At 41.2% G+C, this 12,052-nt stretch carries 12 protein-coding genes; 6 read left to right on the top strand and 6 right to left on the bottom strand.

The genetic code is table 11. The annotated features are described in order from the left end of the window. Window positions 1-6: 6 nt before the first annotated feature. Entirely contained in the window at window positions 7-1,563 is a 1,557-nt protein-coding gene (locus QPX86_RS17830) for a flavin-containing monooxygenase (protein ID WP_285163397.1), read from the bottom strand. A gap of 234 nt (window positions 1,564-1,797) precedes the next feature. Between QPX86_RS17830 and QPX86_RS17825 the strand changes: the two genes are divergently transcribed. From QPX86_RS17825 to QPX86_RS17805, 5 genes are all read left to right on the top strand, one after another. After that, window positions 1,798-2,799: an AraC family transcriptional regulator gene (locus tag QPX86_RS17825; protein WP_220753020.1), complete on the top strand. Its 1,002-nt coding sequence runs from the start codon at window positions 1,798-1,800 to the stop codon at window positions 2,797-2,799. A gap of 337 nt (window positions 2,800-3,136) precedes the next feature. Beyond that, the gene (locus tag QPX86_RS17820; protein WP_285163396.1) at window positions 3,137-4,273 is read left to right on the top strand and encodes a DUF2157 domain-containing protein; all 1,137 of its coding nucleotides are present in this window, start codon (window positions 3,137-3,139) and stop codon (window positions 4,271-4,273) included. Then, a complete protein-coding gene (locus QPX86_RS17815) occupies window positions 4,270-5,406 on the top strand; it encodes a DUF4401 domain-containing protein (protein WP_285163395.1) in 1,137 nt (378 codons plus the stop codon). Before QPX86_RS17820 ends, QPX86_RS17815 begins: the two co-directional genes overlap by 4 nt. Beyond that, window positions 5,399-6,049: a GDYXXLXY domain-containing protein gene (locus QPX86_RS17810; protein WP_285163394.1), complete on the top strand. Its 651-nt coding sequence runs from the start codon at window positions 5,399-5,401 to the stop codon at window positions 6,047-6,049. The genes QPX86_RS17815 and QPX86_RS17810 overlap by 8 nt, the downstream gene beginning before the upstream one ends. A gap of 132 nt (window positions 6,050-6,181) precedes the next feature. Then, on the top strand, window positions 6,182-6,697 hold the full coding sequence (locus QPX86_RS17805) for a hypothetical protein (RefSeq protein WP_285163393.1): 516 nt from the start codon (window positions 6,182-6,184) through the stop codon (window positions 6,695-6,697). Window positions 6,698-6,701: 4 nt separating this feature from the next. Here the strand turns inward: QPX86_RS17805 and QPX86_RS17800 are convergent, their stop codons facing one another. After that, a complete protein-coding gene (locus tag QPX86_RS17800) occupies window positions 6,702-7,610 on the bottom strand; it encodes an AraC family transcriptional regulator (protein ID WP_220753016.1) in 909 nt (302 codons plus the stop codon). A 184-nt stretch (window positions 7,611-7,794) separates the two neighbouring features. Here QPX86_RS17800 and exaC point away from each other — a divergent pair, with 184 nt between their 5' ends. Beyond that, the gene (exaC, locus tag QPX86_RS17795; RefSeq protein ID WP_220753015.1) at window positions 7,795-9,315 is read left to right on the top strand and encodes an acetaldehyde dehydrogenase ExaC; all 1,521 of its coding nucleotides are present in this window, start codon (window positions 7,795-7,797) and stop codon (window positions 9,313-9,315) included. A 157-nt stretch (window positions 9,316-9,472) separates the two neighbouring features. Here exaC and QPX86_RS17790 read toward each other — a convergent pair whose 3' ends face one another. The 4 genes from QPX86_RS17790 to QPX86_RS17775 form a co-directional block, all read right to left on the bottom strand. After that, the gene (locus QPX86_RS17790; protein ID WP_220753014.1) at window positions 9,473-9,724 is read right to left on the bottom strand and encodes a DUF2999 family protein; all 252 of its coding nucleotides are present in this window, start codon (window positions 9,722-9,724) and stop codon (window positions 9,473-9,475) included. A gap of 100 nt (window positions 9,725-9,824) precedes the next feature. After that, window positions 9,825-10,838, bottom strand: coding sequence for a permease (locus tag QPX86_RS17785; RefSeq protein ID WP_285163392.1), 1,014 nt, complete (start codon window positions 10,836-10,838; stop codon window positions 9,825-9,827). A 3-nt stretch (window positions 10,839-10,841) separates the two neighbouring features. Then, window positions 10,842-11,534, bottom strand: coding sequence for an aromatic aminobenezylarsenical efflux permease ArsG family transporter (locus tag QPX86_RS17780; RefSeq protein ID WP_220753012.1), 693 nt, complete (start codon window positions 11,532-11,534; stop codon window positions 10,842-10,844). Beyond that, window positions 11,527-12,051, bottom strand: coding sequence for a nitrophenyl compound nitroreductase subunit ArsF family protein (locus QPX86_RS17775; RefSeq protein ID WP_285163391.1), 525 nt, complete (start codon window positions 12,049-12,051; stop codon window positions 11,527-11,529). The genes QPX86_RS17780 and QPX86_RS17775 overlap by 8 nt, the downstream gene beginning before the upstream one ends. Between the last annotated feature and the right edge of the window lies 1 nt (window position 12,052).

Genomic DNA, 12,052 nt, shown 5'->3' with positions numbered 1-12,052 from the left:
GTTAGATTAAAATGAAGTCGTATTAATATGTTCCATCTGGGGTTCTTTCATTTCATCTACCCACCTTTGCCATGTATAAGGCCATAAAATAGGGTCACCATCGGCATCTAAATACCAGCTTTGGCAGCCTCCCACCCAGCTTGTTCCCTTAAGTCCTGCTTTTACATAAGCATTAAAATCATCAATGGCATGTTGTTTAGGCTCAAACTCGTCGAATGCGTTATGGCGCCATTTATCAATCATCTTGATCACGTATTCAGTTTGGACTTCGCTCATGGCAATCACTGAAAAGTTACCGATAGGTGTATTGGGACCTAGCATTAAAAAGAAGTTGGGGTAGTTGGCTAATAGCATTGAGCGATAAGCTTTAATCTTATGCTGCCATGCTTCATCAATGTGGAGGTTATTGCGGCCAGTTAAGTTCATAGGGCGCATAAAATTAAAGGCATTAAACCCCGTTGAGAGTACCAATACGTCTAGCTCATGATGCTTACCATCTTTGGTTAAAATTCCGGTTTCAGTGATGCGTTCAATATTGTCAGTGACTAAATTTGCGTTGGGCTTCTGAATGCCTTTATAGAAACTGGTGTTAATGATCACGCGCTTGCAGCCAACTTGATAATCGGGCCTGAGTTTTTCACGTAATACTTTATCTTTTATGCTGAATCTTAACGTTGCTTTGCACATAAAGTTGAGAATGTTTTTTTGAACAAAATGGCCAGTCACCGCCTTGGTAAATAGATGTTCTAGAATGAATTTCCCCATGTTGCGGTGCATAGTGGTGATAATCGGAAAGCGGGTCATCAGCTTTTTCATGGTGCTTGAAAAAGTAAAGTCAGGTAAGTGCATTATCCATTGTGGTGTACGCTGAAATACAGACACATTCGCGCCTTTTTTAATAAGCTCTGGGATAAATTGCGCCGCAGTTGAACCCGTACCAATTACACCGACTCGACTGTTTTCATTGATATTCACAGAATGATCCCACTCAGCGGTATGAAACAAATTGCCTTTAAAGTCTGCTATCCCTGGAATATCAGGGAATTTAGGGTGATGCAAAATTCCTGTGGCGCACACGATGAAATCAGCTTCATAGGTTTTATTACTGCTTGTATCTGCATTGTTTGTATCAGTACGGCCTAAGTTTGTATTGTCTGAATTCACATTAGTGCTGTTAGCTGAATCGTTACTATTGGCGCGCGTGGTAATTAACCATTTCCCCTTGTTGTAGGATGCATCAGTGACCATTTCATTAAAATGAATGTCTTTTTTAACTTTATACTTATTGGCAACAGACTCAAAATATTGCTTTATCTCTGGCCCTCTAGCAAAAAAATGGCTCCAATTAGGGTTAGGTTCAAATGAGTAGGTATACATGTGTGAGGGCACATCACACGCCGCTCCTGGGTAGGTATTCTCTCGCCAAGTCCCGCCAACTGAGGATTTTTTTTCCAAAATAACCACGTCAGTAATGCCTGACTGACGAAGTCTAATTGCCATTAACAGGCCTGTCATACCAGCACCAATGATGACCACTTTAGGATTTCTTTTTAATTGGGTCATAGCATCCTCAGTTCAGTATTTTATCCAAGAAACATGATTTTAAGCGCTTAATGAATACTCGCTCTAAATTGTTATTAATTTGTTTATTTGTCTAGCATAGAAAATTCATTAACGTTGATCTAGGCTGAAAATGGACTTATATTTGTGATTTTAAGACATTTAATTTTAAGACATTTAGTTTTAAGGAATTTAACTTCAAGAGATTGGATCTCAAGAGATTATGAATGGTGGCAAATGACGGTAAGGGACATTACTAGTGTGCAAATTCTGGTTGCCTATGGCATCGAGCAAGGCATTTCTCAAGAAGATTTGCTGCAAGGCTCTGATCTTGTCAGTACGCAGTTAAATGATCACCATCAGCAAGTTGAAGCAAGCCAAGAATTGACTGTGTTAAACAACTTATTGAAGTATCACTCCTGCGTTTTTGAACTGGGTGTTGAGCTAGGTTGTCGGTACCAATTAACCAGTTACGGCATTATGGGGTACGCTTTGTTAGCGAGCAGTACGGCAAGAAAAGCGATTGAACTGGCGCTTCGTTACATTGATCTGACCTATGCTTTTTCAACTATTGCGCTGACTGAGATAAAAGGCGAACTTGTACTGACCTTTAATTGTCATGTACCGGGTAAATTAGGAGAAATCGCGCTAATAAGGGACATGATAGGCGCGGCAATGATTCAACAAGCGGTTTTTGATCAAAGTGGATCACTGATTACGTTGCAGTTTACTGCTCCTCAACCCGCTGATTTTTGTGCTGACAGCATTAAGCAAAGATTTGGCTTTGAGGTGAAATTCAATGCCGACTTTAATGGCTTTGTCGGCCTAGCACATTGGTTAGACACTCCCTTGGTGAAAGCCAATGAGGCTACAGCCAAAATTTGTGAAGCTCAATGCAATGAGTTACTACAGCAAAAACAAGATTGGAAGCCTACCGAAAAGTTGGTTAAAGAGACACTAATTCATCTTGGTTTAAAGGCTTCAATGGCAGATATTGCCGATTACTTATCTAGAACCACTCGCACCTTGCACCGCCAGCTTAAATCTGAGCAAACCAGTTGGCGTCAAGTACGAGATAATGTTCGATTCGGTATTGCCGAAGAGCTGTTATTGAAACCCATACCGCTTGAGGAAATAGCGCTGCAGCTAGGTTTTAGCGATGGCGCGAATTTTAGTCATAGCTTTAAACGCTGTAAAAATATGACCCCCAATCAATATCGACAGCAGGCTAAAAAATAGTTCAAGCACCGCTAATTCGATCGTGTGTGCATACAATCAAAAGAAAAATAACATACATACGACTAATATATTTTGGTGATGTTGAGGTGGGTGATTGAACTAAAGAAATAGAGGTTAAACAAAGGTGATTCTGTCGATTTATTGAGGTAGAAATCGAATATCCTAAAATAAAAAAAATTTGATTTATTTTGAGCGTAAAGGTTTGATGCAAAATACTATTTATCAAGCTTAGTATTTTGTGAATTAAAGCGTTATCTTGTGATAGTGACTTTACTAGCATTACAAATGAGCCTTAGAATATTGCAACGCAACACGGAAGCAAGAGAATGGATTCAATATGATATCAAATCGACAGCAATTGATTGGGTTGCTTGAACAAAATGCGATTGATAAAGATAAAATAAAAGATGCACTTATCATCAGCAAGGTTCAACCAGATAAATACCAATGGGTTAATTTTTTTAATCTGCTTCTAGCTTGGTTAGGTGGTCTCGCGATCACTTGTTCAGTGCTGTTCTTTATTGCTTATAACTGGCACGAAATGGGTAAGTTTGCCAAATTTGCGCTGGTGGAAATTCTGGTTGTATTAGCTGTTGGTGCCTATTACCAGCTAAACAAGTTGGCGCATAAAGCATCAAAACCTTCCAACCAAACGTTAACTAATCACTCCGCTAAACCCACACCGACTATATCCACACAGTCTATATCCACAAAACCTACATCCACAAAACCTACATCCACAAAATATATGGTCTCTGAGTCAGTTGCTAAAATACCGTTATTTATGGCGGCTGTTTTCTTTGGGGTGCTATTAGCTTTATTTGGTCAAACTTACCAAACTGGCGCCGACCCTTGGCAGTTGTTTTTCAACTGGGCTTTATTAATCCTTCCTTGGGTTGTCATTGGTCGCCTTAGTGCGCTGTGGATGTTGTGGATTGTACTGATCAACGTATCTATTTTACTGTATCACCTGCAATTTGGCGGCACATTCGCGTGGTTCGTTAACCAAGAACTTAATGCGTTATGGAATCTATTTTTATTTAATATTTTGTCTTTAGCCTGTTGGGAGTTATTCAGTAAAAAGTATCATTGGTTAAACGCACGCTGGGCCCCACGGGTATTAGCAGTCGTCAGTGGCACTTGTATTACTTGGCTAACGGTAGGCTGCATTTTGAGCTTGAGTGATGATTTCTATATTAGTTCAGGCTTTAATGAAATAGGTCTTTTCCCCATCATCGTTTGGCCAGTATGGTTGCTGGCAATGTATGTGATTTATCGTCATTTTCAACAAGATTTATTCATGTTGGCAGGGACTTTATTGTCAGTCAACGTCGTTGTAATCACCTACGTATCGACAAACTGGCTTGAAGCTCTTGAAGAACTGGGCTTGTTATTGATATCAAATATGATGATCGCCATGGCTGCTGGCTCTGCTATTTGGTTACGTAAAATCAATAAGGAGTGGCAGTCATGAATGAGTCATTAACTCCCGAGGCAGTCGATTCAGAAAATGATCCCAACCAAGCTTCTTTATGGCAAACCTTATTACAACATGGTGTGGTAACAGGTGAGCAACCAGCCAAAGCAGAGGTTACATCGCCTTGGTTCGTTAAGCTGTTACTGGCCTTTTCTGGTTGGATTGCAGCACTGTTCTTTTTAGGTTTTTTAGCTATAGGCATGGAGTTTATTTTTGATAACGATCAAGGAGCCTTGATTGTAGGAGCAATGTTAACCGCAGGCGCTTATGCATTATTTAAGCTAAATAAAAATGAATTTATCGAGCATTTATCATTGGCACTCAGTTTCACTGGGCAGTTACTCATTGTCTATGGTTTCATTCAACATTTTGATGATGACACCTGTTGGCTACTGGCGACGATGTTGCAATTTAGCCTTATGATTATTATGCCCAATGACATTCATCGTTTTTGCTCAGCCTTGTTTGCAGCGTGCTGCTTTATCGTCACTTTAGCGGTTTTTCAGCTGCCATTTATTGCAGCTAGCATTCTGTTATTACTTGCCTGCTGGCTTTGGTTGCACGAATTTGAAGGCAAAGCTAACAACCCAATATTAAATCGTTTCTTATCAGGAGTTTTACAGCATAAACGTCCAATTGCTTACGGTGTATTATTAGCGCCATTATTACAGACATGTTTTATATCATTTCATTATGGTTGGTATGAATTGATTGCGAGCGAGTTCGTATTCAATGAGTCACTTACTGCACCTTGGATGGGCGATGTTTTATTGGCCTTGGTGTCGTTATATGTGGTGTGGCAGATACTTAATCGACACCAAGAATTACCCCTTAAAGTACGTTCTGCGATACTCGTAACCAGTCTAATTATTTCGGGGCTTTCTTTTGAAGCTCATGGGATTAATGTTGGCCTATTAATCATTGTATTAGGTTTTTCAGCCAGTAACAGGTTACTCATCGGGCTAGGGATTATTGCCTTAGTTACCTTTATGTCTGCATATTACTATTTCTTGCATTTCAGCTTATTAGAGAAGTCTTTCATCCTGATGTTGATGGGGCTGTTTTTACTGTTCCTGCGTTGGGGCATGCTCAAGTTTGTGACAAAACATATGGAGTTTGCTAATGCCTAAGTTCTCTAAAGCATCAATGATGAAAAACCTCAATAACATCATTTTGGTTGGTACGCTGGTATTGATACTAGGTTTAGTTAACTGGCAAATTTATCAAAAAGAGCAACACATTCACCATGGCGAGTTAATTTATCTTGAGCTGGCACCTGTGGATCCTCGCTCTTTAATGCAAGGTGACTATATGGCTTTACGTTTTCAAATAAGTAATGACGTCCGCACGGCATTGAAGCAGCGACAAGCAGATGAAGAACTCGCTAGAACTAACAAACAAGATAATGATAGTAGCGATGAAAGCGAGGCTAACCAACAATGGCTGCAACTGCCTAATAGTGATGGTTTTGTGATTGTGACCGTTGAAAAGGGCAATGTTGGCAAATATAAAGCCTTAGTGAATACCATTGGCAAAAGTAAAGATAACGACATTGCACTTGCTGACAACAAAATGCGCTTACAGTATCGAGTTCGAGACGGCATGATAAAATTTGCAACTAATGCTTTTTTCTTTCAAGAAGGTCATGCAAGTGTGTATGAGGCTGCAAAGTATGGAGAATTTAGAGTCAATAAACAGGGTGCAGTGCTGTTAACTAACATGTTTGATGAAGACCTGAACAAGCTGGAGCCTCAAATATCATTACAAGAGTAGCGTGTGAGGTTAGTGGTTCATTATTCATTCGAATGTTTTTTTAAAGTAGCCCTTAAAAATAACCTGATAACTTGAATCTTTATTGTTACTCGCTACGTATGGTTAATTGTTGAAATAATTAAAGGATTTAAAATGCGAACCATATTGATGTTAGTTGTGGTATTTATGCTGAGTGCATGTAGTACGACTTACCCAAATCAGCAGGTAACAGGTCAGGTGTTTCCGTCGGTTTCTGGTGAGAGTTTGGAGCAAGTCGCAATAAACTTTCCAGAAGATGTCAGTGGACAAATGACACTCTTGTTGATTGGCTATAAACAAGATTCTCAGTTTGATATCGATCGCTGGTTAATTGGGTTGGATATGACTCAAACCCAAGTGCCAGTGTATGAACTGCCCACTATCCAAGGCATGTTTCCAAGAATGTTCAGTACCCTGATTGACAATGGTATGCGCGCAGGTATTCCAAAACCTTTATGGAAAGGGGTGGTGACCATCTATGAGGATGGCGAACAAGTCCAAGCCTTTACAGGTAATCAAAACCCCAACAACACTCGCGTAATTTTGCTAGATACTGAAGGGAAAATTATCTATTTCTATGACCAAGGCTTTTCTGTTGCCGCCCTCAATGAACTTCGGGATCTGTTATAAGCGATTAGCTGTCTAAATGGCGCTGTTTATAAGCTGAAGGACATAGGCCAAAACAGGCTTTGAATAGTCGGCTGAAATGACTTGTGCTGCTGTAACCGAGTGAAAAACACACTTGGGTAATTTGCTGACCTTGCTCAATAAGACTTGCTGCTTTTCGTAAACGAACTTGCTGCTGAAAAGCGGCTGGGCTACAGCCTAAGTGAGCTTTAAATTGTTGGAAAAATTTACTGCGGCTCATGCAAGCTCGGCGGCACAGTTCATTAATATCCAATGGCTCGTTAAGGTGACGGCTGATGTATTGTAGCGCGGCATTAAGGCCATTAAATTCAGGATTGTTATCACTGTGCTGCAATAAGAAATCACGAGTTTGGTGTCTGAGTAAGCGCACAATTAATTCAGATACAGCCAAATCAATTAAGCAACTGCGGTCTTGCTCGTTCTCGGTATATATCCCCACCATTCTATTCAGTAAGGCTTGTGTTTGCTGAGTGTGGTGTGTGTGAACTAACGCTTGCTGATACTGCCAATGGCCATAATCTTGTTGGATCGGGGAGTCGATATTTAGTCGATCCGCAACTTGTCGGATACGATCGGTTGAGATCTCTATTGCTAAGCAAGTAGTGGGTTTATGTATCTGAGCTTCGGGGAAGTCGATTTCAACGGCTTGGTTAGGCGCCATGATGAAAGACTCATGGGGATAAAACGCAGCTTCAAAGTCTTGTTCTGAATGCATGACTTTTTTACCTGTCACCATACCGCAAAATAATAATTGGTCGGACTTTAATGCCACCCTAGATGCTTGTTCAAAAGTGTCGTAAATGCTGAGTTCTGACTCTGGGCCCGCAAAGCTATTTTTGTTTTCTACCAGTAAGTTGGGCTGGCAGCGTTTACGCTGCAAATTGCCTCTAATCATATTGTCACCTATGTCTCATCCGTTGGACTACAACAATCCTTGCTATTGGCGCAATGCGTCAGACACAGGCTACACAATCATTTGTACTGTGGGTCAACAGCTGTGGATTCTCAGAATACTCATTTCTGCTTTAAGTGATTTAGCTTAATTAGGTTTCCAACAAATACAATTAGAGGAAAGTATTATGATTTATGCAGCACCCGGTGAAGCAGGCTCTGAAATGTCCTATAAGTCTGTTTATCAAAATTACATTGGTGGCCAATGGGTTGAGCCAATCAATGGCCAGTATTTTGATAATATCAGCCCAGTTAATGGCCAAGTATTTTGTAAAATTCCACGTTCAGATGCGCAGGATATTGAGTTTGCACTTGATGCTGCTCATAACGCTAAAGATGCTTGGGGAGCAACTTCAGCTGCAGAACGTTCAAATATTTTATTGAAAATAGCCGATAGAATTGAAGCAAACCTTATCGCATTGGCCGTTGCCGAAACATGGGATAACGGCAAAGCTATTCGTGAAACGATCAATGCCGATATTCCTTTGGCTGTGGATCATTTTCGTTATTTTGCAGGTTGCTTACGTGCCCAAGAGGGGAGCGCGGCTGAAATTGATGCCAATACACTGTCGTATCATATTCATGAACCATTGGGCGTAGTTGGCCAAATTATTCCATGGAATTTCCCAATATTAATGGCGGCTTGGAAGTTAGGCCCAGCATTAGCTGCTGGTAATTGCGTGATTTTAAAACCTGCCGAACAAACGCCTGCATCGATATTGTTTTTAATGGAGCTGGTTGGGGATTTACTGCCTGCTGGGGTGTTAAATATTGTCAATGGTATTGGCGAAGAGGCTGGGCAAGCATTAGCGACGAGTAAACGGATTGATAAAATTGCCTTTACTGGATCGACGCCTGTGGGCTCACATATATTGAAATGTGCAGCAGAGAATATCATTCCTTCAACGGTAGAGCTTGGCGGTAAATCACCAAATATCATCTTTGGTGATGTGGTGAATTTTGAAGATGAATATTTAAGTAAATGTGTTGAAGGGGCAGTGCTGGCTTTCTTTAACCAAGGTGAGGTGTGTACTTGTCCATCAAGGCTGCTTATTCAAGAAGACATTTATCCTTTATTCATGGAAAAAGTGCTGGAGCGCTCAAAAGCGATTAAACGTGGTAACCCGTTAGATACCGATACTATGGTGGGCGCACAAGCGTCTAAAGAGCAGTTTGATAAGATCCTTAGCTACATTGATATTGGCAAAGATGAAGGCGCTGAAGTGTTATTAGGCGGTGAAGTAGAAGCCTTAGATAATGATTTAGGCACAGGTTATTACATTCAGCCTACCTTGCTTAAAGGCACTAATGACATGCGGGTGTTCCAAGAAGAAATTTTTGGTCCGGTGATTTCGTTAACCACCTTTAAAGATGAAGCTGAAGCACTTGAAATGGCCAATAATTCTGACTTTGGCTTAGGCGCTGGGGTGTGGACGCGTGACACCAATTTAGCCTATCGAATGGGGCGTAAGATCCAAGCGGGTAGGGTTTGGACCAATTGTTATCATATGTACCCAGCCCATGCGGCATTTGGCGGTTATAAGAAGTCGGGGGTAGGGCGAGAAACCCACAAAATGGCATTAAATCATTACCAACAAACTAAAAACTTGTTGGTGAGCTATGACGTTAACCCATTAGGCTTTTTCTAAAGAGCAGAATAAAAACTAAATACATTTAAGCTAAGTTCTTTTAGCTAAAAGTACTCTGAATACAGCACTTTGAACTAAATATCAGCTTATAGAAAACAAAACGGCCAATCATTGATTGGCCGTTTTTTATTTCATACAGGGTATTAGCCCTTTAGGTTTACTGCTGCATTTGGGCTTTAGCTGCTTCTACTTTCGAGAAGTCTAAACCTAACTCTAATACTGCTTCTTTAATCAGCCCAGGGTTTTGCATAACCATTGCCATTAACTGTTGTAGCTTTTCAGCTGGAATACCCAGTTGACCGATGATGTTCATTGCCATCATTGGATTTTGAGTTAATGCTTGGAACACTTCATTGATTTTTTCATCGCTGACATTGTGCTCTTTTAACAGGGCAATAATAGGATTCATTGCAATACCTTATGTTCATATTAAGTTAACTACTAGGGCTATTTTATCATTGAAACCCGATAGGGAGCGAATGAAAAGTATTTGGTAATATTTACAGTCACTAAACCATGTTCAACACCCACCCCATCAGGGTAAAGGACAGTAATAATATTGAAAAAATAAGGGCGAGCAAACGCCACTGCATGACTTGTTTTAGCATAATGAATTCAGGGAAACTGGCCGCCACTGTGCTCATGCAAAAAGCCAGTGTCGTGCCTAAAGGCACCCCTTGTATTAATAAGCTTTCAAGTACAGGTATTACCCCTGTCGCATTAGCGTATAGCGGAATTCCCATCATTACAGCGGCAGGTACCGACCACCACTGGCCATCGCCTAGATTTGCCTCAAGCCAACCTGCAGGAACAAACCCGTGTAATGCAGCGCCTAAACTGACACCAATAATCACCCATTTCCACACCCGGCCAAAAATCTCATTGGTTTCAGATTTTGCAAATTGATGCCGTTGCTGCCAAGTGACTTTTCGGTCTTTTTCTGGATTAGCATTACGTGCTGCAGCCGTGTTGCCATCAGCCTGTTGCTCGGATGCAACTTGGCCCATGGCATAGGCTTTTGCTGCTAAAGGTTGCAACCAACGCTCAGCCTTTAATAAATCAAGTAATGCGCCACCTAAAACACCAATAGCGATGCCTGTTACGGCGTAAATTAGGGTGACTTTAAAGCCTAATAAACTGAACAATAATAAGATGGCGACTTCATTGATTAAAGGCGATGTCAGTAAAAAAGCCATGGTGATCCCAATAGGGATCCCCGCAGAGGTAAAACCTAAAAACACTGGAATACTCGAACAAGAGCAAAAAGGCGTGATGGCGCCGAAACCAGCTCCCAGCCCATAACCTACGACTTTAGGCTTTCCTGCTAAGTAACCTCTAACACGCTCAACATCAAGGGATGCTCTAAGCCAACCTATGGCATAAATCATCACGATCAGTAAGGCAAAAATCTTAGTAGTATCTTCCACAAAAAAGTGGACGGCTTGACCAAGCTGAGTTTGATTTGATAAAGCTAAAATATCGTATACAAACCAGTCGGCAAATATTGAGAACCAAGCAAACATTGGCTACCTCATTAATGGAATTAAGTAATACCAGCAGTAATAACACCCTGCTGCGATAAAAATGGCACCAGACAGCCGTCGGGTGATTTTTTCGATGAGAGTCACTTGTTTAAACAGTGTCGCCACTTTTACAGTGCCTAGTTGCAGTAACAAGGCAAAAATAAGTACAGGTAGCGCAGTGCCTACGCCATAGGCTGCGGGTAACCAAAAGCTGGATTGCTGAGCCATAGCTAAAGGTAGAAGCGATGCAAAAAATAGTGCTGCAGATGTCGGGCAAAATGATAAAGCAAATATACTGCCTAAACTGAATGCACCGATTTGACCACGCTTGGCTAAGCGTTGCTGTAATTGATTGGAGATCGACCAATTGGATGTCGGCAGACTAATCCAACCAAACAAGCAGGCACCGACAAATAGCAGTATAGGCCCCAATATCATGTTCATTTGGGTCTGCAAGAAGTTTGAAATTTGTGGCGCAGACATCGCACTGTGTAACAGTAAAGCTGCTAACACTATGTAGCTCAGCATACGTCCAGCACTGTATGATGCTCCCATCAGCATTGACTGCGTGGGTTTCTCAACTTGCTTACTCAAAAATGACACTGCGGCAATATTTGAGGCCAGTGGACACGGTGAGATTGAGGTAAGCACTCCAAACCACAGTGCGCTGGCTAATACCAACAGCCATTCAACCATGGGTTAAACTCTCTGAAGTGTTGACACTTAGACCATGGGCTTGGCGAGAGTCGGTAAGTTCGCCGATTTGTTGATACAGATAATGAGTGAAACTTTGCTGATCTTTAATTAATTCCCATACGCGATCTAAGCGGCGGTATTGTAATGTTTCACCGTCTTTTTCGATTGCAATGACCACTGAGCGAGTGATCAATTGGAAGTCTTCAATGAAGTGCTCATTGCCTTTTGTTTCAAGGTTAATCGTCGAGAGAGTCACATCGCCTTGCTTAATTTGCTCCGTAAAACCGGAGCTAATAGCTTGATTAGTATACTTCTCAATTAGCTTGCAAGAAGTGCAGCGCACATTGCCGTGGAAGTAGTAAACATTAAGTGTTTGGTTGTTTGTCATTTCCACTGCTGGTGGGAAGATTGTTATTTCTGTTGCAGCTTGAGCTTGAACATTGATCTGCATTGCAGCAAAGCTACAAATAACCGCAAGTGGCAGTAGCCATTTAGACACTGTTGTTCGAATATTCATG

Source organism: Shewanella goraebulensis (assembly GCF_030252245.1).
Classification (GTDB): domain Bacteria; phylum Pseudomonadota; class Gammaproteobacteria; order Enterobacterales; family Shewanellaceae; genus Shewanella; species Shewanella goraebulensis.
This window is presented reverse-complemented; position numbering and strand designations above follow the sequence as displayed.